A 22,545-nucleotide genomic window follows, 5' to 3' on the forward strand; every position below is an offset into this window, starting at 1 on the left:
GGGCGGCACGTGGACCCGGGCACCCGGCGTCCGGAGGCCGCTCCCGCACGGCGGGATCCGCCGTGGGGCGGGCAGTCCCCCCGGTGCCCGCCCCACGCTTCCCCTCCCGCGCCCATCCCTGTCCAGGAAGACCCCGCCCCTCACCCCAATGGACGGGCGCTCGGAGTGACTGAGGGGGGTGCGGGGGGCGCGTTGCACACCGCGCTCCTCGCGTCGCCCACCCGAGACCTACCGTCGGACCATGGGCAGCGGGGACCGGTCGACACTGGTGAGAATCTGCGACGAGGCCGGCCGGCCGCGAGGGACCGGGTTCGTCGCGGACGACCGCGGCACGGTCGTCACCGGCCATCAGGCCGTGGCCTCGGCCGTACCGCTCGTCCTGCACGCCCCGGACGGGCGGACGCGCGCCCTGGACCCGGACGACATCACCGAGCTGCCCGCCCAGGGCCTCGCCCTGCTCCGCACCGGCGGACCGGGCGCCCTGGGCGTGGAGCCCCTGCCCGTCGCCGTACGCGACCGGATCGAGACCGGCACCTACGTCCGTATCGCCGCCCACGGCTGGCGGGAGGCCCGGGTCCTGGGGACGACTCCCGCGACCTACACCGAGGGCGGACGGGACCACCGGCTGGACGCCGCCCTGGAACTCGCGCTCGGCACCGACGGGCGGGACGCGCTGCGGTCGGGCGGGGCGGCGGTCGGGGGCCCGGTCACCGATCCGGGTACCGGGGCCGTGCTCGGGGTGCTCTCCACGGCGCTGCGGGCCGGTCACGAGGCGGCCGGGCTCGCCGTACCGCTCGGCTCCCACGGACGGGGCGCCGAAGGGCCGCTGGGCGCGCTGCTGCGGCGCAACGCGGTAGCCGTCCCGGGGTACGGCCGCGACCTCAACCTCGCGGGAGCGTTGCAGCTCACCGCGACCACCCTCGGTCACCCCGGCCGGCCCGACGGGCCCGAGGCGGTCGAACGCCCGGACACCGCGGCGGAGTTCACCGCCTTCGAGGGGGGCACGGGGCTCGTGCTGGGCCTGGTCGGCGCCCCCGGGACGGGCCGCACCACCGAGCTGGCCGCGCTGGCCGCCCGGCGGGCCGGCGGCGCCGTGCCCGCGCTCACCCTGTGGCTGCGCGGCGCCGACCTGCTGGCCGAGGACACCTCGGTCGCCGACGCGCTGACCCGGGCGCTCGCCCGCTCGGGGCGGATCGTGACCGCCGCCGGGGCCCGCGGGGACATGGCGGCGGCCACCCCCGAGCGGGTCGCCCGCCTCGCCGCCGCGTCCGGTGTGGCCCTGCTGGTCGTCCTGGACGGCCCCGGGGAGATGCCGCCCCCGCTCGCCCACCGGCTCGCCGAGTGGACCGAGGGGACCGCGGGCTGGCTGCGTGAGCACGGGGCGCGGATGGCCGTCGCCTGCCGTCCGGAGCACTGGGAGAGGGCCGGGGCGCTCTACCCCCGGGACGCCCTGCACCGGCCGGAGCGGCCCGCCCGGGGACTGCCGCCCGCCGTCCCGCTGGGCGGCCTGACCCCGGAGCAGGCCCGGTGCGCCATGGAGCGGTACGGCATCCCGCCGGACGCGATCGCCCCAGGCCACGACCGGCACCCGCTCACCCTGCGGCTGCTCGCCGAGGTACGGGAGGCGCTGCCGCCCGACGTGCCGGGCCGGCCCACCACCGAGGAGGTCTTCGCGGCCCACCTCGACCTCACCTGCCTCCGGATCGCCGTCCGGATCGGGGCGGAGGCCGAACCCCGGCTCCGGGGCGCGGCCGTACGGCGGCTCGCGGCGAAGGTGGCGGGCCAGGTCCACGAGGCGGCCCGGCGCTGCCTGGGGCCCGGGCAGGGCGAGCTGGACCGCGCGGCGTTCGAGGAGCTCTTCCCCTGGCGTACGGGATGGGCCTCGGCCGTGCTCACCGAGGGGCTGCTGGCCCCGGCGGGCGCGGGCTACCGCTTCGCCCACGAGGAGCTGGGCGACCGGGTGCAGGGCGCCCACCTGGACCTGGACGCCGCCCTGTACGCCCTGGTCCACCGCCGGCACGCGGACGGGGACCCGGCGGACGGCCCGCCCGCTCCCGCGACCACCGCGGGCACGAAGGAGCCGCCCGGGGACGCGGAACCCCGCAGCCTGCCTGTGCCCCGCCATCGCATCGGTCCGGTGATCGAGGCGATGCTCCTGCTGGAACGCCGACGGGGGAGCGCGGCGCTGGCCCACCGGATGGCCGACCTCATCGAGGCCACCGACCGCCTCGCGGCCGGTGCCGGGGACGACGGCCGCGACCCGGACCGCCGGGCCGACGCCGTGTGGTGGGCCGCCCGGCTGCTCCGCGAGAGCCTGCTGCGGGTGGCCGACGCGCGGCCGTACACCGGCGTGCTGCGGGTGCTCGCCGGGCGGATCACCCGGTGGTCGCGCAGCGGCGACGGCGCCGGGCCCTATGCCGCCTTCGAACCGTGGTTCTGGCGCCGGCTGGCCCTGCCGGAGAGCACCCGGATCGACCTCCTGCGCCGGCTGGTGCCCGCCGACGGCGCCCCGTGCGGCCGTCCGGACGGGGCGCCGTCGCCGTGCGGTGGACGGGCCCCGCGCGGCGACGGGGGAGAACGCTATCTGGACGCCGTGGACCGCCGCCTGGCCGCCCACCCCCGGACCGTGCAGATCCTGCTCTGCCGCTGGTTCACCGACGAGACCCCGCTGCACGCCGAGGAGGGCGTGCCGATACGGCTCACCGTGGCCGCCGCCGCGCAGGCCCTTCTGTACGCCCGGCGCGACCTGGGCGCCGACGACCTGACCGAGGCGCTCGTGGACGCCGGCCATCCGCGCGCCGCCGAACTGCTGACCGCCCTCGCGGAGGACGAACCGGCCGTGCTGTGCCGGGCCGTCGAGCGGTGGGCGCGCGACGGGAGACGGCCCGAGCGGCGGGCCGCGGCCGCCGCCCACGCCACGCTCCTGGCGCGCCTCCCGCTCACCGCCGAGGACCGCGCCCTGCTGCGCGAGGCCGCCCTCACCCTGCTGGCCCGCCCCGGCGACCCCGCGCCGCACGCCGCCGCCCTCACCGTGCTCGTACGGGATCCGCGCACCCGGAGCCGGTATCTGCCGCAGGCCCTGAGGATGTTCGCCGCCGGGGACCCGGGGCCGCCGGTCGACCTGCTGGCCGAGGTCTTCCCCGAGTACCCCGGACCGGTGCTCGCCGCCCTCGGCGCGCGCCTGTCGCTGCCCGGGGAGGCCGCCGCCGACGTCCTGCGGGAGCTGGCCCTCCTGGACACCCCCGCCCTGGCCCTGCACGCCCCCGCTCTCGTACGCCGGTACCTCGACAGCCATCCCGCGGACGGCGCCGGGGTCGCCGCCTACGCCGAGCTGCGGATGGAGCACAGCCCCGCCGCCCGCGCGCTGCTGCTGCCGCTGGTGACCGGGCTGCTGCGGGACCGTCCGGTCCCGCCCCCGGCGCGTGCCGCGCTCGCCCGGGTGCTGGCCGCCCCCGCGAGCGACGCCTCGCGGGCGCTGCGGGCCGAGCTGCTGGAGGTGCTGCTGGACTTCGAGCAGGACACCGGCGGGGACCAGGAGGTACTCGAAGCGCTGCTCCGGGCCACGGCCGCGGGCTGTGACCGGCGCCCCGAGGCCCGTACCCGCGCCCTGGCCCACCGCACCGGGATGCTCCTGGTCCGCACGACCGAGGGCGCGGCCCGCTTCGACCGCGTCCTCGTCGAACTCGCCCGGGAGGTGCCCGGATTCGCCGCGCTCGTCACCGGGTGGCTCGCCGACGCCCCCCAGGAATGGGCGGCCGTGGTGGGCCCCGGAGCCCGGCGGACCATGGAGGCACTGTGCGGACCGGCTCCCGTGATGACGGTGCCGATGCGGGCCGCGGGACGTGAGCATGGCAGTCTTAGACCTGCGTAACGGTCATACACACGTACACGGGTTCGGGCGAGGAGCGGTCACAGTGCAGTGCTGGCGCGGCTTGGAGGACATCCCCGATGACTGGGGACGCAGCGTCGTCACCATCGGCTCCTACGACGGGGTCCACCGCGGTCATCAGCTGATCATCGGCCGCGCGGTGGAGCGCGCCCGCGAGCTCGGCGTCCCGGCCGTCGTCGTCACCTTCGACCCGCACCCCAGCGAGGTCGTACGCCCCGGCACCCACCCGCCCCTGCTCGCCCCGCACCAGCGGCGCGCGGAGCTGATGGCGGCGCTGGGTGTGGACGCGGTGCTGATCCTGCCCTTCACCACGGAGTTCTCGAAGCTGGCGCCCGCCGACTTCATCGCCAAGGTGCTCGTCGACCAGCTGCACGCCCAGCTGGTCATCGAGGGCCCGAACTTCCGCTTCGGCCACCGCGCGGCGGGCGACGTCACGCTGCTCGCCGAGCTGGGCGCCACGTACGACTACCGCGTCGAGGTCATCGACCTCTTCGTGAGCGGCGAGGCGGGCGGCGGCGAGCCGTTCTCCTCCACGCTGACCCGCCGGCTGATCGCCGCCGGCGACGTCGGGGGGGCCGCCGAGATCCTCGGCCGCCCGCACCGGGTCGAGGGCATCGTGGTGCGCGGGGCCCAGCGCGGCCGCGCGCTCGGCTTCCCCACGGCGAACGTGGAGACCCTCCCGCACACCGCGATCCCCGCCGACGGCGTCTACGCGGGCTGGCTCACGGTCGAGGGCGAGGCCATGCCCGCCGCGATCTCCGTCGGCACCAACCCGCAGTTCGACGCCACCGAGCGGACCGTGGAGGCCTACGCGATCGACCGCGTCGGGCTCGACCTGTACGGGCTGCACGTGGCGGTGGACTTCCTCGCCTATGTGCGCGGCATGCTCAAGTTCGACTCGGTCGACGACCTGCTCGTGGCGATGGCCGCCGATGTGAAGCGGTGCTCCGAGCTGATCGCGGCGTACGAGGGCGCCTGAGGCAGCCCGGCCGCCGACGCCGTTCCGTACCGCCACACCGGTGTTCCGCACGAGGAGAGGGAATCCGTGACCGCCCCCACCGCTTCGCCCGACAGCTACTACCAGCGCACAGGCGAGCGCCGGTACAAACCGACGGCGCACGCGGGGGGCGCCTGGAACGTCGGCGAGCAGCACTTCAGCCCCCTGGCCGGACTGATCGTCCACGCGATCGACCGCCACCTCGCGGCGGGTGCCGACCAGGACCTCGCGGTGGCCCGGATCAGTTTCGACATACTCGGCCGTATCGCCCTCGACGAGTGCGAGATCACGGTGGAGACCGTCCGGCCCGGCCGCACCGTCGAACTCCTCGAAGCCGTCGTCGTCATCGGGGACCGCCCGGTGGTCCGGGCCCGTGCCTGGCTGCTCGCCTCGCTCGACACGACGGAGGTCGCGGGCACCCCCGACGAACGGCTCGCCCCGCCGGAGACCTTCCCCCGGTGGCCGATGACCGAGGTGTGGGACGGGGGCTTCATCGCCTCGATCGACATCCGGCGCCAGGCCTCACCCCCGGCCGGCCGCGCCACCGCCTGGATCACCAGTCCCCTCGACCTGGTCGCGGGCGAGCCGAGCAGCTCGCTGGCGTCCTTCATGGCCCTCGTGGACACCGCCAACGGCATCACGGTCCGGCAGCCGCCCACGGAGTGGATGTACCCCAACATGGACCTGACCGTCCATCTCCACCGCCGGCCCGAGGGCCGCTGGACCGGTCTGGACACCACCGTCAGCTTCGGGCCGGCCGGCCACGGTCTCACCAGCACCGTCCTGCACGACGCCGACGGGCCGGTGGGCCGCGCCGAGCAGATCCTCACCGTCCGCCCGCTGCCCTAGGACGGGGGGCCTACGGCGCCGGCGCGACCGGGGCCGCCGCCCAGTGGCACGCCACCTGTGTCCGGTCGCCGCCTCCCAGGACCGGCAGGTCCCGGGTACGGCAGGCGTCCGCGACACCGGCCCGCTCCGCCTCCCCGGAGGCCAGGACGTGGCAGCGCGCGTGGAAGCGGCAGCCGGACGGGATCTTCGACGGATCCGGCGGCTCACCGGTCAGGATCACCGGCTCCCCCTCCGCCTCCGGCAGCACCGACAGCAACGCCTGGGTGTACGGATGCCGGGGCGCCGTCAGGATCTGCTCCACCGCGCCCGTCTCGACGATCCGGCCGAGATACATCACCGCCACCCGGTCCGCGATGTTCCAGGCCAGCCCCAGGTCATGGGTGACCACCAGGGCCGACAGCCCCAGTTCCTCGCGGAGCTTCAGCAGCAGGGCCAGGATCTCGCCGCGTACGGACGCGTCCAGCGAGGCCACCGGCTCGTCCGCGACGATCAGTTCGGGCTCCAGGACCAGCGCCCCCGCGATCACCACCCGCTGGCGCTGCCCGCCGGACAGCTCGTGCGGATACCGCAGGAGGAACCGTTCCGGCGGACGCAGCCCCGCCCGTGCCAGGGCACCCGAGACGGCCGTGTGCTCGTCGCCCGCGTATCCGTGGATGCGCAGCCCCTCGGCCACCGCGTCGTACACCGTGTGGCGCGGGTTCAGCGAGCCGCTGGGGTCCTGGAGCACCAGCTGCACCCGTTTGCGGTACGCCTTCAGCGCCCGGCCCGAGTAGTCCAGCGGTGCGCCGCCGAAGGTGACCCGGCCGGAGGTGGGCGGTACCAGGCCCAGCAGGGAACGGGCCAGCGTCGTCTTGCCGCAGCCCGACTCACCGACCAGGGCCACGATCTCGCCCGGCCGGATGTCCAGGTCCACCCCGTCGACGGCGCGTGCCGTCGCCGCCCCTCGGCGTCCGGGGAAGGTGACCTCCAGTGCCTCGGCGCTGAGCAGCGGGGCGGGGGGAACGGTGGTCATGGGGTGCTCCTCGTGCTCTCGCCGCCGCCGTGCGGCCCCGGTGTGCCGAGGGCGCCGGGCTCCACCAGCGCGCAGGCCGCCCGGCGGTCCCGCCCGGCGTCCCGCAGCTCCTGGTCCTCGGTGGCACAGCTCTTCAGCGCCACCGGGCAGCGCGGATGGAAGGTACAGCCGGACGGCAGCGCCGCCGGGTCCGGCGGGTCGCCCGGCAGACCGCGCGGGGCGTGCCGGGAGGAGAGGTCGCCGATCCGGGGGAACGCGGCCGACAGGGCGTGGCCGTACGGGTGGCGGGCGTGCTCGTAGACCTGCTTGGCGGGGCCCTCCTCGACGACCCGGCCCGCGTACATCACCGCCAGCCGGTCGCAGGTGTCGGAGAGCACCGCCAGGTCGTGGCTGATCATGATCAGGCCGAGGTCCTGGTCGGCCACGAGCTGCTCGATCAGCCGGAGGATCTGCGCCTGGATCATCACGTCCAGGGCGGTCGTCGGCTCGTCGGCGACGATCAGCCGGGGGTCGCAGGCCAGCGCCATGGCGATCATCACGCGCTGGCGCTGGCCGCCGGACAGCTCGTGCGGGTAGGCGTCGGCGCGGGCGGCGGGCAGGCCCACCTGCTCCAGCAGTTCGCCGGCGCGCCGGCGGGCGGCGGCCGGGGCGGTCCGGCTGTGCAGCAGAATCGGTTCCGCGATCTGGTCCCCGATCCGGTGCACCGCGTTCAGCGAGTGCATCGCGCCCTGGAAGACGATCGACGCCCCCGCCCAGCGCACGGCCCGCAGCCGCCCCCACTTCATGGTGAGGACGTCCTCGCCGTCCAGCAGGATCTCCCCGCTCAGGGTCGCGGACGGGGGCAGCAGCCGCAGCAGCGCGAGGGCCAGCGTCGACTTGCCGCAGCCGGACTCCCCGGCGACCCCCAGCTTGCGGCCCGCCTCGACCCGCAGATCGACCCCGCGCACGGCGGGCACGGCCGAGGGCCCCGAACCGTAGGTGACCCGTAGGTCCCTCACGTCGAGCAACGGCGGCGGGGCCTTCGGGCTCGGCGCGCTCTCCTGCTTCACAGCGGTCAACGGGACACCCCCAGCTTGGGGTTGAGCACGGACTCGACGGTGCGGCCGCACAGCGTGAACGCGAGGGCGACGACGGCGATGGCGAGTCCGGGCGGAGCGAGGTACCACCAGTTGCCGGAGCTGACGGCCCCGGCCTCACGGGCGTCCTGGAGCAGCCCGCCCCAGGAGACGATCGTGGGATCGCCGAGCCCGAGGAAGGCGAGCGTCGCCTCGGTGAGGATGGCGGTGGAGATCACCAGTGTCGTCTGGGCGAGCACCAGAGGCATCACGTTGGGCAGGACGTGGCGGGACATGATGTGACGGTGTCCGCCGCCGAGCGCCCGGGACCGCTCGATGTAGGGACGGGCCTCCACGGAGAGGGTCTGCGCCCGCACCAGCCGGGCGGTGGTCGGCCAGGTCGTCACCCCGATCGCCAGGATCGTCGTCCAGACCGACCGGGACAGCACGGTGGCGAGCGCGATGGCCAGCACCAGCGTCGGCATCACCAGGAACCAGTCGGTGATCCGCATGACGACGTTGCCGTACCAGCCCTTGAAGTGGCCGGCGGTGACGCCGACCAGGGTGCCGATGGCCACGGAGAGGAACGCGGCCAGCAGGCCGACGGTCAGCGAGACCCGCGTGCCCCACACCAGCAGGGCCAGCAGACTGCGGCCGAACTGGTCCGTGCCCAGCGGGAAGGCGGCGCTCGGTGCCTCCAGCGCGCGTCCGGGCGCGGCGGTGACACTCTGCGAATCCGCGCCCACCAGCCAGGGCGCGGCCAGCGCGGTGACGGCGATCAGCGTGAGGACGGCGAGTCCGGCGAGCCCGGCCCGGTGTCCTCGGTACTGGAGCCAGAAGCGGGCGACGGCCTGGCGCCGCCGGGCGCGGGCGTGACCGCCCGCTCCGGGGGCCGGTACCGCGTCGGTCGTGGTCGTCATCGGCCCACCCGGGGATCGAGGAGCGGATAGATCACATCGGCGAGCGTGTTCATCAGGATCACCGCTGCGGCGAAGACGAAGAACAGTGCCTGCACGAGCGGCAGGTCGGGCACGCTCAGCGCCTGGTAGAAGAGGCCGCCGAGTCCCGGCCAGGAGAACACCGTCTCCACCAGGATGGCGCCCGCCACCGTGTTGCCGAGGTTCACGAAGAGCAGGGTGACGGTGGGCAGCATCGCGTTCGGGACGGCGTGGCGGCGGCGTACGTGGTCGTCGCGCAGCCCCTTCGCCCGTGCCGTCGTGAGGTAGTCGCCGCCCATCTCGTCCAGCAGCGAGGAACGCATCACCAGCAGGGTCCGGGCGTACTCGACGGCGACGAGCGTGATCACCGGGAGGACCAGGTGGTGGGCCACGTCGAGGACGTGGTCGAGGCCGCTGCCGGGGCCCGACTCCATGCCGCCGGTCGGGAAGAGCCCGGGAACCGGCCCGATGCCCACCGACAGGGTGATGATCAGGAGCAGACCGAGCCAGAACGACGGCACCGAGTACAGCGTCAGGGCGAAGGCCGTGTGGAAGCGGTCACCGGCGGAACCGTGCTTCCAGGCGGATCTGGAGCCGAGCCAGACACCGATCACCGTGTAGATCACGAAGGCGGTACCGGTGAGCAGCAGCGTGGCCGGCAGCGCCTCGGCGATCTTGTCCACGACGGGGGCGTGGAACTGGTACGACGTACCGAAGTCCCCGGTCAGGGCCTTGCCGCAGTACTCGGTGAACTGCTGCCAGAGCGGCAGGTCCAGGCCGAATTCGCGGCGCATCGCGGCGATCTGCTCGGACGACACCTGGCGGCCGCCGGTCATCTGCTTGACCGGGTCGCCGGGGATCAGCCGGAAGAGGAAGAAGCTGGTGACGAGCACGGCGAACAGCGAGACGGCGGCGCCGGCCAGCTTGCCCGCCGCGTAGCGGAGGTACGCGGTCGTGCCGCGGGCGCGCGGGCCGCGGGCCGGCGGCACGACCGGAGCCGTACCGTCGGCCCGCGCGGCGTCCGCGCCCGCCCCGCCCGGCGCGAGCGCGGGAGTGCTTTCAGAGCTCATGGACTATTCACGGTCTTCCGCGGTGGAACGGCGACGCATGGCGAACAGCAGCCCGCCACCGGCGAGGACGACTACGGCGACCCCGACACCGATCAGGACCCCGGTCGAGCCGCCGCCGGACGAGCCGCCCGACGCACCGGCGGCGGGGGTCGCGGACCACCAGCTCCAGTAGCCGTCCTGGCCGTAGATGTTGCCCGCGTCGGAGGGCATCGTCGTCAGGGACGCGATCTGGTCGGTGCGGTAGGCCTCGACGGCATTCGGGTACGCCATGACGTTCATGTACCCCAGGTCGTACAGCCGTGACTCCATCCGCTTGACCAGGACAGCCCGTTTGGCGGGGTCGTATTCCGCGAGCTGCTTCGCGTACAGCTCGTCGTACGGCTTGTCGCAGATGAAGTTGTCGGTGGCCGCCGTCTCCTTCGCCTTCGCCGGGAGCGCGGCGCAGGTGTGGATCGACATCACGAAGTCGGGGTCCGGGTTGACGGACCAGCCGTCGAAGGCGAGGTCGTACTCACCGGCGTACCAGGGGTCGGAGACGTTGTCCCGGCAGTCCACCTTCAGGCCGATGCCCAGGTCGCCCCACCACTCCTGGAGGTACTTGCCGACCGCCTTGTCGTTGGGGTCGGTGGCGTGGCACAGGATGCGGAAGTCGAGCGGCTTGCCGTCCTTGCCGGTCCGCTTGCCCGCGCCGTTCTTCTTGTACCCGGCCTCGTCCAGCAGGGCACCGGCCTTCGCCGGGTCGTAGGCGAGCTTCTGCCCGTCGGACGGCTTCCAGAAGTACGAGTCGAAGCGGGGCGGGATGTAGCCCTCGCCCTCCACGGCGTGGCCCTGGAAGACCTTGTCGACCACGGCGCTCCGGTCGACCGCCATGAACAGCGCCTGACGGACCTTCTGGTCCCTCAGCGCCGGGTGCCCGTCACCGAACTTCTTGCCGTCCTTGGTACGCGCGCCCGGGTTGACGGCCAGCGCGTAGAAGCGCCGGCCGGGGGCGTCGTTCACCTTGATGTTGTCGGCGCTGCGCAACGAGGCGGCCTGGGCCGGGGTCAGGCTCGGGCTGCCCGCGACGAAGGAGACCTCGCCCTTGCGGAGCGCGGCGACGGCGGCGTCCTGGTCCTTGTAGTAGCGGAAGACCAGCTCGTCGAACTTGGGCGCCCCGCGCCAGAAGTCCTTGTTGGCCTTCAGCTTCACATAGCTGTCGACCTTGTAGTCCGTCAGGACGAACGGCCCGTTCCCCACGATCGGGAACCGGGTGTCGTTGTTGAACGTGGAGAAGTCGGAGACCTTCTCCCAGACGTGCTTGGGCACGATCGGCACGTCCAGCGCCGTCATCGTGGCCTGAGGCTGCTTCAGCTGGATGACCAGCTTGTCCGGGCTCGGTGCGGTGACCTTCTCGAAGTTGCCGACGAAGCTGCCGTTGGAGGTGGCGGCGCCCTCGTCCGTCATCATCGTGTTGAGGGTCCACGCCGCGTCCTCGGCGGTCGCCCGCTCTCCGTCCGACCACGTCGAGTCCGACCGGATGGTGTACGTCCAGGTCAGCTTGTCCGGCGACGGCTCCCACGCGGTGGCGAGCCCGGGGACCGTGTGGTTGTCCTTGGGGTCGTAGTTGGTCAGGAAGTCGTACATCAGCCGGGAGATGCTCGTGGAGAGCAGTCGCTGAGCGAGGAAGGGGCTCAGCGAGTCGACGCTCTGGGCGACCGCGACGGTGAGCGTCGAGGTACCGGCGGCGTGGGCCTCCTGGGCGGTGTCGCCGACCGGGTTCCCGGGGACGACGGATCCGGCGGCCAGGGCCAGCGCGGCGGCGCCGGAGGCGAGCAGGAGGCGCAGGCGGCCGCGTGGGCGGGCGGAGCGCGCGGGGAAGCTTGTGACCATAGGACGTGGACCTCGCGTCATGACTCGCACGGTGAAGGCGGGCAGATCTCTGGTTCGCCAGCTGGTGAAGCGAAGGTTTATCAGCGGGGTCGGGCTGCGTCAACGGTCGATCAAACCGCGTGTGGGCTGCGGGAATACGGCGAGGGCCCGCATCGTGGGGACGATGCGGGCCCTCATTGGTTCAGACCTCTAATGCCTTACTGGCCAGGCGCCGACGGCGGCTGCGGCGGGTACTGCCGCCAGTCGGCCGGCGGCACGGGACCGTGCGGTTCCGTCTGGCCGGACCGGGGTGGCTGACCCGGCTGGGACACCTGGCCGCCGGGGTGGGGTGCCTGACCGGGCTGCTGTTCCTGACCGGGGTACGCCGGGTGCGCGCCCGGCTGCGGCGGGGGAGGCGGCGCCTGCTGCCAGCCGTTGTGCTGCGCCCCGGGCCCGCCGTACGGGGGATAGGCCTGCGGCGGCTGCTGACCCCCGTACGGCGACGGGGGGTAGGGCTGCTGCTGGCCGGGGTAGGGCTGGGCCGGGTACGGCTGCGGAGGGCCGGGCCGCTGTCCCGGCTGCTGCGGGGCGTACGGCTGCCGACCGGGCGTCTGGTGACCGGGTGCCTGCTGGCCGGGCGCCTGCGCGCCGCCCGGCATCGGCGGGGCGAACTGCGGCGGCGGGCTGCTGCCGTCCGACGTCCACAGGCCCTGTTCCTGCTGGGCGCGCTGGAAGTCCTCGGCGACGAGCGCGGAGAGGTTGAAGTACGCCTCGCGGGTCTTGGGCCGCATCATGTCGAGATCGACCTCGGCCCCGGCCGCCAGGTGCTCGTCGAACGGCACCACGACCACACCCCGGCAGCGGGTCTCGAAGTGCCGCACGATGTCCTCGACCTTGATCATCTTTCCGGTCTCGCGGACCCCGGAGATCACCGTGAGGGAGCGCCGCACCAGCTCCGCGTACCCGTGCGCCGAGAGCCAGTCCAGGGTGGTGGACGCGCTGGAGGCACCGTCGACGGACGGCGTCGAGATGATGATGAGCTGGTCGGCGAGGTCGAGCACCCCGCGCATCGCGCTGTAGAGGAGACCGGTGCCCGAGTCGGTGAGGATGATCGGGTACTGCTTGCCGAGGACGTCGATCGCCCGGCGGTAGTCCTCGTCGTTGAACGTCGTGGAGACGGCCGGGTCCACGTCGTTGGCGATGATCTCCAGACCGGAGGGCGCCTGCGAGGTGAAGCGGCGGATGTCCATGTACGACTGGAGGTACGGGATCGCCTGGACCAGGTCCCGGATGGTCGCCCCGGTCTCCCGGCGCACCCGGCGGCCGAGCGTGCCGGCGTCCGGGTTGGCGTCGATCGCGAGGATCTTGTCCTGCCGCTCGGTGGCCAGGGTCGAACCGAGGGCCGTCGTGGTGGTCGTCTTGCCGACACCGCCCTTGAGGCTGATGACCGCGATCCGGTAGCAGGAGAGCACCGGGGTGCGGATCAGCTCCAGCTTGCGCAGCCGCTCCTGCTCCTCCTTCTTGCCGCCCAGCTTGAAGCGGGACGCGGAGGGGTTGCGGCTGCTCTTCGCCTTCTGCTTGCCCCGCACCAGACGGTCCGACGACAGCTCGACGGCGGCCGTGTACCCGAGCGGGGCACCGGGAACCGAGCGCTCGCGCTGGTCGTGCGTCACCGGGGTGGGCCAGGCGGCCCCGGTACGGGGATCGACCGGCGGGGCCTGCGGCGCGGGCTGCTGAGGCCGGTAGGCGTCCGGCTGCCCCGGCGCCTGAGCGGGCGGGTGGGGCGCGCCGGCCTGCCCCTGCTGGGGGACCTGCGGGGGCAGCGGGGCGCTCTGGGCCGGCAGGTGCGGCGGCGGGGCGGCCTGGGCCGGCAGGGCGGCCTGGGGGTTCTGCGGACCCGCCGGGTGCTGCGGGTACGCGGGGTTCTGCGGGTTGTAGGGACTCTGCGGGGCCTGAGGCGGGAAGCCGTAGCCGTCCTGAGGCCGGTCGGGGGCGGCCTGCGGCAGCTGGGGAGCGCCCTGCTGTGGTGGATACTGCTGCGGGAAGCCGTAACCGGCCTGCGGGGCAGGGGTGTTCGGCGCGACCGGTGCCGGGGGCACGGGGCCGGCAACCGGGGGCTGCGGGAAGCCGTATCCGCCGGACGCGTCCGAGGCGGGCGGGAGCGCGGGCGCCTGCGGTGCCACCGGCGCGGGCCACTGCGCGGCCGGCTGCGGGGCGCCGGGCTGCGGCGCGGCGGGCTGGAAGTCGGGCGGCAGCGGCGGGAGGGCGCCCTGCGCGGGGGGTGCGACCGACCAGGGGGCCGGGGCGTCGGGCGGCGGGGTGCCGGTCGCGGGGGAGGCGGCCGTGGACGGGGCGTCCGCGGCGGGCGCACCCGGGGACACCGGCTCGACCGCCGGGTCCGACGGGGCGCCGGTCCGGCCCGCGTCGGTCTCCGCGTCGTCGGCTGCCCGCGGGGCGCCGGAACGCGTCTCGTCCGTGGAGGAGGCGTCGGCGTCGTGCGCCGTCTCGTCCTCGTCGTCCCGCGCGCCCGGAGCGGGCGCCGCATCCGGGGCGTCCGTGGCTGCCGGGGCGTCCTCGCCCGGCGCGCCGTCCGCCCGGTCCGTACCGGCGGCCGTGGCGTCGGCGTGGGCCGCGCCGCCCTCCGGGGCATCCGTCGCTCCGTCGCCCGCGGGACCCGCAGGGCCGGCCGGATCGGTACGGGCCGCCTCGCGCTCCTCGATCTCCCGCTTCAGGGCGGCCGGTGAGAACCGCATCGTCGCGCCGCTCTCCACATCGCCGCCACCGAACGGGCCGGCCTGGCCCTGTCCGGCCGACGCCTCTTCCTGACGGTCCGCCCGGGTGCCGTCCGCGCGGTCCGGACCGTCCGGGCCGTCCGGGCCGTCCGCGCCGGGCACGGCCGGGGCCACCGGTCCGGGCGCGGGGGACGAGGCGGACGGCGCGGGCTCGGACGAGCCGGGCTCCGGCACCGCTGCCTGCTCCGCTTCCGGGGCGGCCGACGGCGACCAGGCGGGCGGGAAGCCGCCCCCGGCCGGAAGGCCGGGCACGGACAGGGGCGCGCCCTGCGGCGGTGGAGGCGGGGCGAGATGCGCTCCGGCACCGCCCGACGCCTCCCCCGACGCGTTCTGCGTGTACCAGGCGGGCGGGGTGTAGTCGATGGTGAACTCACCCGTCACCTCGACGGGTTCCGCGTCGGACGACTCGTCGACGGGCGTGTTCCATCCCCCGTGGATCTCGTCCCGATCGCCGTTCACTGTTGCCTCCTGGTGTGGTCGAGCACCCTTGTGCCGTGATGGGTAGGGGCGACCGTTCCCGTTGTCCGATTCGCCCGGCTCTCCCCCTGCGACGCGCAGTGCCCGTCCGCAGGTTCTCTGCCGCGTTCCGGTCCACCCTAATCGCCATCGGGCGCACTACGTCAGGGCGTACCGCGGGGGAGGACCCTCCGGCAGGTCACGCGGCGTCCTCAACTGAAGGGCGTACGGCGGAAACCGGGGCACACGCGGCGGGAACCGGAGCACGTACGAGGCGAACTGGACGCACGTACGAGGGAAACCGGAGCGCGTACGGCGGGAAGCGCGGGCGCGCGGGGGCGCGCTCGGCACGGGGCCGTCCGGACGCGGCCGGAAGGCGGGGAGCCGGAAGGCGGGGAGGGGGAGACCGCCGGACGGCCGCCCCCTCACCAGCCGTTGACTCAGGTGAGGTCGAACTCACCGTCCCGCGCGCCCAGGACGAAGGCGCGCCACTCGGCCTCCGTGTACCGCAGCACCGTCTCCGGATCCAGCGAGGAGCGCATGGCCACCGCGCCTCCCGGAAGATGCGCGATCTCGACCCGCTCCTCGGCGTCCTCGGTACCGGGAGCGCTCAACCACTCCACGCCCGAGATGTCGAGAGCGTAGAGCTCGTCCTTCTCCTGCTGGGTGCCCATGGGGACGTCCTTCCTTCGCACGGTGTCGTTCCCCGCCATGATCCTGAACCGTCGCGGTCCCGGGGCGGAAACGGGACAGTTTCAGTCCATTCTGCGGGCGGTGCCCAGCAGGCCCGTCTCGACGTCCGTCGCGCTGGTCATCACCCAGTGGCGCTCGCCGCCCGCCACCCAGAGCGTGACACCGTCCGCCAGGGTGGGCAGCGCCTCGCTCTCGGCGCGCGCGAGCCCCAGGATCGTGCCGATCTGCTCCGCCTCGGCGGGCGACACCCGCTGGATCCCCACGAGCGTCGAGGCCCGCAGCAACCGGGGTGCCACCGGGCTCAGATACGGCAGCAGCGTCAGCACCGACTGCCACGGAGAGGAGACCACCCGGCCGCGGGGCGGGCGCATCCCGCAGTCGCGCACCACCACCACCGGGCTGCCCACCGTCGCCCCCGTGGGCGGAACCCGGCCCACGTCGTGCAGGGAGACGCACTCCAGACCGGCGCCGGCGGCCTGCGCCAGGGTGGTCCAGGCCTGGACGCGGCCCGTCTCGACCGCCACCCGGGCCCCCGTACCGGCCGCGCGCAGCGCCAGCACCTGCGCGGTCCACAGCCCGCCGATCAACAGGACGTCGTACGGTACCGGGCGGTGGAAACCGATCATCTGCGGCCGCCCCTCGGCGTCGTCGCCGATGATCACGCCGTCGTCCCCGACCGGCAGGGACAGCGCGCCCAGATGGTCCGCCGCCAGGGTGTGCCCCGCGTGACGGGGCCCGAGCAGTCCCCGTCGCAGCCCGCTCAGCCTCGTCACCGCGCGCCTCCCAGCGGGAGCGTCGCCAGCACACCGGGGACCTGTTCGCGGTCCAGCCGCGCCAGTCCGACCTTGGCGTGCCGTGCGGCCTGCTCCAACGTCCTTCGTACTCCGACCAGTTCGGTGTCGGTGCCACCGGTGACCCGTACATGGCCGCTGACCGACACGTCTCCCTGGCGCAGGCCCCGGCGCACGGTCAGGCTGACCGTCGTCGCGTACGCGGGGACGGAGGTCAGGAGGGAGACCAGCCGGGGGAGCGGGGTCGCGCCCCGGCCCAGTTCCGGCCAGCGGTCCACCGCGTAGGTGGTGTGCCAGCGGTCGTCGCACCGCCACACCCGGGTCGTCTCCGCGGTGCGCCGCTGCGGGGCGGCGTCCGGACGCCCGGCGCGGGCCGACAGCATCGGGTTGGCACACGCGGACGTCGCCACCGCGGAGTTCAGCTCCTCCTGGTCCAGCACCACGGCCCGGAAACCGGCACCGGAGATCCTGCTCGCCACATGGTCCGCGACCCGCACCAGACAGCGCTGGGCGCCGCCCATGCCGCCGCCGCGCGCCTCGACCGCCTCGGGGCACAACTGGGGGTCCAGCTTCACCGCCACCCAGGTCATCCGCAGCGCGGGGGCGCCGGTCCGCTCCTGGAGAGGGGCGTAGGAGAGCCGGGCCACCGACTGCTGCGGCAGATGCGGCGCCGGAGCCGCCCGTACCTGCTGCACGAGCTGCGCGGACTCCAGCACGATGTCGTCCACCGTGAGGGCGTCGCCCAGGAGGGACAGCGGAAGCGCCCGCGCGCCCAGGGCCCGGCGGAGCGACTCGCCGCTCGCCTCGACCCGTACGACGGCGGTCAGGAACGTGCCGTCGCCGAGCATGCCCACCGTGCGGCGGTCCCGGTCCACGTAGATGTACGGACCGAACCCGGGCACGCTCTCCGCCACCGGCGCGAGCTGCGGCTCGGTGTCCACGGGGGAGGCGGAGGTGGTCCGTCGTCGGTGGCGCAGGGACAGCGCCGTCGACAGCCAGTCCGGCACGGCCTGGCCCCTGCGGCGCACCACGGCGAGGAGGACCAGCAGACAGGCGATCACCGCGGCGGGCACCAGCCACGGACCGCCGAGCGCGAGGCCCACCACGACGACCGCGAGGGCCGCCTCGACGAGTACCAGCTGCCGCAGCGCGGGCCCGGCACGGCCGGTCCGGGAGACCGGGCGCAGCGTCGTCGCGGGAGGGGCGCCCACCGCCGGGACGGGCGGTGCGGCGGCCGGCTCGTTGCTGCGTTGCCGTCGGGAAGAGCCGGGCGTCCGACGGGTCGACCGCCTCGTGCGCTCCCGCGTCGCTGCACCCATCGCCGCGTTGCCCCCTCGTGTCCGTATTCACCGTTTTTTCACGGGTGTTGACCGGGCGATCACCCTACCTGAGCGGGAGGAGCCAGGCCCCAACAGGCATAGTAGGGGCGCCGGTCGACGGCAACCGCCGGCCAGGGGGTGTGGGAACCTGGTCGCCCATCGGGGAGAAGGGGCAGCGCGCACATGGCATCACGGCGGGACGAACTCAACGCCTACACCTTCGCGAAGCGGAGGTTGATCGCACAGTTCCTGCAGCCCCACCCGTCCGGTTCGGAGGAGGGCGCGCCGCGTCCCCTGCGCGCGGTGGTGCCCGGAGTGATCGTCGGCGCGGTCGTCCTCGCGGTGTTCGGCGCCTGGGGCATGTTCAAGCCCGTGGCCCCCCAGAACTGGGACACCCCGTACGAGAACGTCATCATCGCCGGCAAGTCCACCACCCGGTACGTGGTGCTGAAGACCGACGGCAAGACCCAGCTCCACCCGGTACTGAACATGTCCAGCGCCAAGCTCCTGCTCGCACCGGACAAGGGCACGGTCATCAAGGTCGACGAGTCGGTCCTCGACGACGGCACGATCCCGCACGGCGCCACCCTCGGCATCCCGTACGCCCCCGACCGGCTGCCCGACGCCTCCGACGCCGGCGCCCCGAAGCGCTGGGCGGTCTGCGAGCGGCCCGGCGAGGGCGGCAGGGCCATCCAGAAGGCGGCCTTCGTCTTCGCGGAGCGCGAGCAGAAGAAGACCGAGGGCGCCGGCCGGCTCGGCGGCGGTGAGCTGATGTACGTCGAGGGGCCCGGCCCGGACCGCACCCGCTACATCGTGGACGCCACCGGCACGGCGTACGAGGTGGCCAAGGACGAGCTGCTGCTGCGCACACTGGTCGGCGAGAACCGGGTGCCCCAGCGGGTGTCCGCCGCCTGGCTCGGCACGCTGCACCCCGGCGACCCGATCACCTTCCCGGTCATCGACGGCACCCCCGGAGCCGACGCGGGCGTCCCCGGCAAGCTCCAGTCCGACGCCAACAAGGTGGGCATGGTCCTCGCGGCCACCTCCGGCACCAGGACCCAGCAGTACGTGGTCCTGGAGGGCAGGGTCGCCCCGGTCTCGGACTTCGTCGCCAAACTCCTGCTCAGCAGCCGGGCGTTGGTCGACCTCGGCCAGGACGGCAGGGAGAAGCCCGTCAGCGCCGGCGCCTTCGAGCCGGGCGAGGCGTTCGGGCAGGACCTGCGCTGGCCCACGAGCGAGCCGACGCCCGTCAACACCGCGAGCACGGCCAAGGGGAGCCGCAACACCGTGTGCAACGTCCTGCGGGACGTGGCCTCCAAGGACGGCGCCACCACCCTCAGCACCTGGGTCGGCACGGGCTTCCCCGCCCCGCTCCCCACCGGCTCCAGCAGCGCCTACGTGACCCCCGGATCCGGCCAGCTCTTCCGGCAGTTCAAGGGCTCCAGCGCCGACTCCGGCCCGCTGTTCCTGGTGACCGACACCGGCCTGCGGTACGCCATGCAGTCCAACGGCGACAGCGTGCGGGACGACTCCGGCATCGGCGAGTCGAAGAAGGAGAAGGAGCAGCGGCAGCAGGAGGCCCAGCAGGCCCAGAACCGGCTCGGCTACAAGGACGTGGACCCCGCCCCCGTCCCGGCCGCCTGGTCCACGTTCCTGCCGACAGGGCCCCGCCTGTCGACCGGAGCCGCCCGCCAGCCGCAGGGTTCGTGAGGAGCGCACGCCATGACGACGCACCCCTCTACCCGCCGTACCTCCGGTCCTGCCGCTTCTCCCGGTGGAAACCCGGCACGTCCATCCCGTGGCGGCGGGCCTCTCCGGTCCGTCCGCACCCGGGCGCTGACCGTCGCGGCCGCCACCGCCGTCCTCTTCGTCACCCTGCCGGTCCTGCCGGCCGCCGCCGATGACGCCACCCAGTGCACCTTCCCCTCCAAGAAGTACGCGGGACGCCCCTGGTCGCTGCAACGCGTCCTGATGGACGAGCTGTGGCAGCAGTCCACGGGCAAGGGGGTGCGGGTGGCGGTCATCGACACCGGCGTGGACGTCAGGAACCCCCAGCTCAAGAAGGCCGTCGACACCGGCAGCGGACGCAACTTCCTGCCGAAGGACCTCAAGGACGAGGACGGCCGTAAGATCGAGCGCGGCAAGGAGAACGGCACCACCGACACGGTCGGGCACGGCACCAAGGTCGCCGGCATCATCGCCGCCCGCGAGGCGGCGGGAACCGGCTTCACCGGACTCGCCCCTGACGCCACGATCATTCCGATCCAGCAGAACGACGCCGAGGGCCACGGAACGGCGGCGACCCTGGCCGCCGCCATCCGCTACGCCGCCGAGCAGGCCGACGCGGACGTCATCAACATCTCCCAGGACACCGCCAACGCGGTGGAGCCGGCACCCGTCCTGAAACAGGCGGTCGACGCCGCGCTGGCCAAGGAGATCGTGGTCGTCGCCTCCGCGGGCAACGACGGGCTGGACGGAAACGTCAAGGAGACCTACCCGGCCTCGTACGAGGGCGTCCTGGCCGTCGCCGCGTCGGACCGCAACAACGAACGGGCGGCCTTCTCCCAGTCCGGCGAGTTCGTCGGCATCGCCGCACCCGGCGTGGACATGATCTCGACGGTCCCCGGCGGCGGACACTGCGCCGACAACGGCACCAGCTTCTCGGCCCCGTACGTCGCGGGGGTCGCCGCCCTCATCAGGGCCAAGCACCAGGACTGGACCCAGGAACAGGTCGTCGCCCAGATCCAGCAGACGGCGGAACGCTCCACCGCGGGCCACGACCGCCTGGTGGGATGGGGGGTCATCGACCCCGTACGCGCCCTGACCGAGGACGAGAAGCCCATCGAGCGACCGGTGGCGCACGAGGGTGTGAGCAAGGGCGAAGCCCCCGTTCCGGCCGCACTCCACCTGGGCGAGACGGCGGACGAACGCAACGCCCGGCTGGCGACCTACGTGGTCGTGGGCGGGGGAGTGCTGGTCGCCGCCATCGCGGGCGCCGCCGTGGCCGTACGCGACACGCGACGCCGGGCCGGACGGCCGGACCGCACCTGACCATCCGTCGGCAGCGGGCGTTCGCGACGGGGGCTCGGCCCGTCGGTTCCGGACGTCACGTGACGGACAAGACGGTTGGTCAAGTCGTTGCCATTGGCTAGAGTTGACGGTATGAAGCCGGATCGCTTCACGCATGTGCCACAGCAAACGTGAGGCGGACCGAGCAAACGGGGAAACGGGGAAGGGCAGCATCGTGGGCGATGGCACAGACGGGGGCGGTTCGGGAAATCTGCGGCGCGGCGTAGGCGCCCTGGAGCAGTTCCAGAAGCGGGTGAACGCGTTGCTGGCGGACTTCGAGGGTTCGCCGGCCGGCAGGTCGAAGGTCGCGGCGCAGAGGGTGTCGCGTGCCTCCCTGAGCGGCCAGAACGCGTGCTTCGCCGAGGCGGACGGCCTCTATACGCAGTACAACCGTGTCCATGAGTCGCTCGTCGCGCTCTCGAAGTCGCTGGGTGACCAGATCGAGTACCTGAGCCTCGGTGTGCACGCGGCGGCCGTGGGCTTCGACAACGTGGACGACGACACACGCCGCCGGTTCCACACGATCCAGACACGACTGGACGCGGAGCGCGAGGCGGCACACGCGGAGCACGCGCAGACGGGCAAGGCCGGTAAGCCCGAGCAGCCGCGCACCGACACCAACGGCCCCTCCGCCTACGACGACCTGGGGGACAGCTGATGAGTGACGAGACACAGCCGGAGCTGACACCGAAGGAACAGCGACAGCAGGACCAGGAACGCGTCCAGGGCCAACTGGTCGTCACGGACGTCACCCGGCAGTTCCAGGGGGTCATGGAGGCGTTCGGCTTCAGGGGCTCGGGTTCCTCGGGGCGGACCTCTTTCGAGGGCCATGAACTCAACGCGATGATCGACCTGATCGAGCACTCCAACCCGGAGCAGCTCGAAGAGGCCGGAGAGGCCCTCTGGAACGCCCGCTCCTCCCTCAACGACGCCGCGCAGGAGCTCAGCGACTTCATCGGGGCCGTCGACTGGGAGGGCGAGTCCGGGACCGCCTTCCGCGACTGGGGCAACGGCCTGGTGGCCCACGCCCGGAAACTGGGCGAGTTCGCGGAGGCGGCCGGCACCCAGATCACGGTCGCCGGCACGGGCCTCGCCTCGGTCCGCAACTCCCTCCCGCCCCGCGACACCCGCCTCAGCCGCAAGACCCCGGACGAGATCGAGGCCCCGAAGCGGATCGAGGGCAACCCGGAGTACGAGGCCGCACTGAAGGTCGAGAAGCACCGCCAGGAGGCCATCAACCAGGCCAACCGGCTGGCGTCGTACTACGCGGTCTCGCAGGAGACACTGGCCGCGCAGGAGCCGCCGCGGTTCGAGAAGACGCTTGATGTGGCCGTGCCGCGGCCGAGAGGTCAGAAAGGCGGACAGTCAGAGTCCGGGACCTCGTCATCAGGAGGGGCTGAGTCCTCAGGCGGCACGGCCTTCCGAGCAGTGCCGGAGCACGCGGACACAGGCAGTTCCGACTCGGTCTCAAGCGTCCAAGGCAGCGGGTCAGTCGGACCTGTTGCGTCAGTCCTGGACAACCGTACGTCGACGGAGATCAATAGCGTCAGCGCGCCGTCGGTCCCCGTGGCCCCTTCCAGTACGTCTCCAGCTCCTCCTCCGACAGGTCCTGCTGGTCCGAGCGGAGGCCCGGTCCTGCCCGTGGCCAACGGCTTTGTGAACCCCGTGACGAACAGCAGTTCGCGGCGGACTCAGGGCCCGGCAGGCGGACCCAGGGCAGTGGGACAACCCGGAACCGGCAGGTTCAGAGGCGGGAGTGACACCGGC

General features: G+C 73.7%; 16 protein-coding genes. 6 read left to right on the top strand and 10 right to left on the bottom strand.

What is annotated here, in order from left to right:
• Positions 1–241: 241 nt before the first annotated feature.
• From B9S64_RS24460 to B9S64_RS24470, 3 genes are all read left to right on the top strand, one after another.
• Complete coding sequence (locus B9S64_RS24460) at positions 242–3,871, top strand: serine protease (RefSeq protein WP_109492116.1); 3,630 nt, start codon at positions 242–244, stop codon at positions 3,869–3,871.
• A 43-nt stretch (positions 3,872–3,914) separates the two neighbouring features.
• Positions 3,915–4,868 carry a bifunctional riboflavin kinase/FAD synthetase gene (locus B9S64_RS24465; RefSeq protein ID WP_103493123.1) on the top strand — a complete coding sequence of 318 codons (954 nt, stop codon included), beginning with the start codon at positions 3,915–3,917 and terminating at the stop codon, positions 4,866–4,868.
• A 66-nt stretch (positions 4,869–4,934) separates the two neighbouring features.
• Complete coding sequence (locus tag B9S64_RS24470) at positions 4,935–5,735, top strand: thioesterase family protein (protein ID WP_103493124.1); 801 nt, start codon at positions 4,935–4,937, stop codon at positions 5,733–5,735.
• A gap of 10 nt (positions 5,736–5,745) precedes the next feature.
• On the opposite strand, the gene B9S64_RS24475 is transcribed toward B9S64_RS24470, so the two are convergent.
• From B9S64_RS24475 to eccE, 9 genes are all read right to left on the bottom strand, one after another.
• Positions 5,746–6,747 (bottom strand): ABC transporter ATP-binding protein, encoded by a 1,002-nt coding sequence (locus B9S64_RS24475; protein WP_103493125.1) that lies wholly within the window; start codon positions 6,745–6,747, stop codon positions 5,746–5,748.
• Positions 6,744–7,805: an ABC transporter ATP-binding protein gene (locus tag B9S64_RS24480; RefSeq protein ID WP_103493126.1), complete on the bottom strand. Its 1,062-nt coding sequence runs from the start codon at positions 7,803–7,805 to the stop codon at positions 6,744–6,746. Before B9S64_RS24480 ends, B9S64_RS24475 begins: the two co-directional genes overlap by 4 nt.
• Complete coding sequence (locus B9S64_RS24485) at positions 7,802–8,722, bottom strand: ABC transporter permease (RefSeq protein ID WP_103493127.1); 921 nt, start codon at positions 8,720–8,722, stop codon at positions 7,802–7,804. The genes B9S64_RS24480 and B9S64_RS24485 overlap by 4 nt, the downstream gene beginning before the upstream one ends.
• Positions 8,719–9,810 (bottom strand): ABC transporter permease, encoded by a 1,092-nt coding sequence (locus tag B9S64_RS24490; RefSeq protein ID WP_109492117.1) that lies wholly within the window; start codon positions 9,808–9,810, stop codon positions 8,719–8,721. The genes B9S64_RS24485 and B9S64_RS24490 overlap by 4 nt, the downstream gene beginning before the upstream one ends.
• Positions 9,811–9,813: 3 nt before the next feature.
• On the bottom strand, positions 9,814–11,679 hold the full coding sequence (locus B9S64_RS24495; RefSeq protein WP_103489821.1) for an ABC transporter substrate-binding protein: 1,866 nt from the start codon (positions 11,677–11,679) through the stop codon (positions 9,814–9,816).
• A 197-nt stretch (positions 11,680–11,876) separates the two neighbouring features.
• On the bottom strand, positions 11,877–14,909 hold the full coding sequence (locus tag B9S64_RS24500; protein ID WP_109492118.1) for an SCO5717 family growth-regulating ATPase: 3,033 nt from the start codon (positions 14,907–14,909) through the stop codon (positions 11,877–11,879).
• Positions 14,910–15,346: 437 nt separating this feature from the next.
• On the bottom strand, positions 15,347–15,580 hold the full coding sequence (locus B9S64_RS24505; RefSeq protein WP_103491287.1) for a DUF397 domain-containing protein: 234 nt from the start codon (positions 15,578–15,580) through the stop codon (positions 15,347–15,349).
• Positions 15,581–15,661: 81 nt separating this feature from the next.
• Positions 15,662–16,372 carry a hypothetical protein gene (locus B9S64_RS24510; protein ID WP_103491286.1) on the bottom strand — a complete coding sequence of 237 codons (711 nt, stop codon included), beginning with the start codon at positions 16,370–16,372 and terminating at the stop codon, positions 15,662–15,664.
• Complete coding sequence (eccE, locus tag B9S64_RS24515; RefSeq protein ID WP_103491285.1) at positions 16,369–17,709, bottom strand: type VII secretion protein EccE; 1,341 nt, start codon at positions 17,707–17,709, stop codon at positions 16,369–16,371. The genes B9S64_RS24510 and eccE overlap by 4 nt, the downstream gene beginning before the upstream one ends.
• Positions 17,710–17,892: 183 nt before the next feature.
• Here eccE and eccB point away from each other — a divergent pair, with 183 nt between their 5' ends.
• The 3 genes from eccB to B9S64_RS24530 all read left to right on the top strand — a co-directional run bounded on the left by eccB (position 17,893) and on the right by B9S64_RS24530 (position 21,436).
• Positions 17,893–19,419, top strand: coding sequence for a type VII secretion protein EccB (gene eccB / locus B9S64_RS24520; protein ID WP_103491284.1), 1,527 nt, complete (start codon positions 17,893–17,895; stop codon positions 19,417–19,419).
• 12 nt (positions 19,420–19,431) lie between these two features.
• On the top strand, positions 19,432–20,760 hold the full coding sequence (gene mycP / locus B9S64_RS24525; RefSeq protein ID WP_103491283.1) for a type VII secretion-associated serine protease mycosin: 1,329 nt from the start codon (positions 19,432–19,434) through the stop codon (positions 20,758–20,760).
• A 133-nt stretch (positions 20,761–20,893) separates the two neighbouring features.
• Complete coding sequence (locus tag B9S64_RS24530) at positions 20,894–21,436, top strand: hypothetical protein (protein WP_239084788.1); 543 nt, start codon at positions 20,894–20,896, stop codon at positions 21,434–21,436.
• On the opposite strand, the gene B9S64_RS34765 is transcribed toward B9S64_RS24530, so the two are convergent.
• Complete coding sequence (locus tag B9S64_RS34765; RefSeq protein ID WP_181012287.1) at positions 21,412–21,999, bottom strand: hypothetical protein; 588 nt, start codon at positions 21,997–21,999, stop codon at positions 21,412–21,414. The two genes, B9S64_RS24530 and B9S64_RS34765, sit on opposite strands and share 25 nt — an antisense overlap.
• Positions 22,000–22,545: the final 546 nt, after the last annotated feature.

Origin of the sequence: Streptomyces sp. SM18 (assembly GCF_002910775.2) — a bacterium.
GTDB lineage: Bacteria > Actinomycetota > Actinomycetes > Streptomycetales > Streptomycetaceae > Streptomyces > Streptomyces halstedii.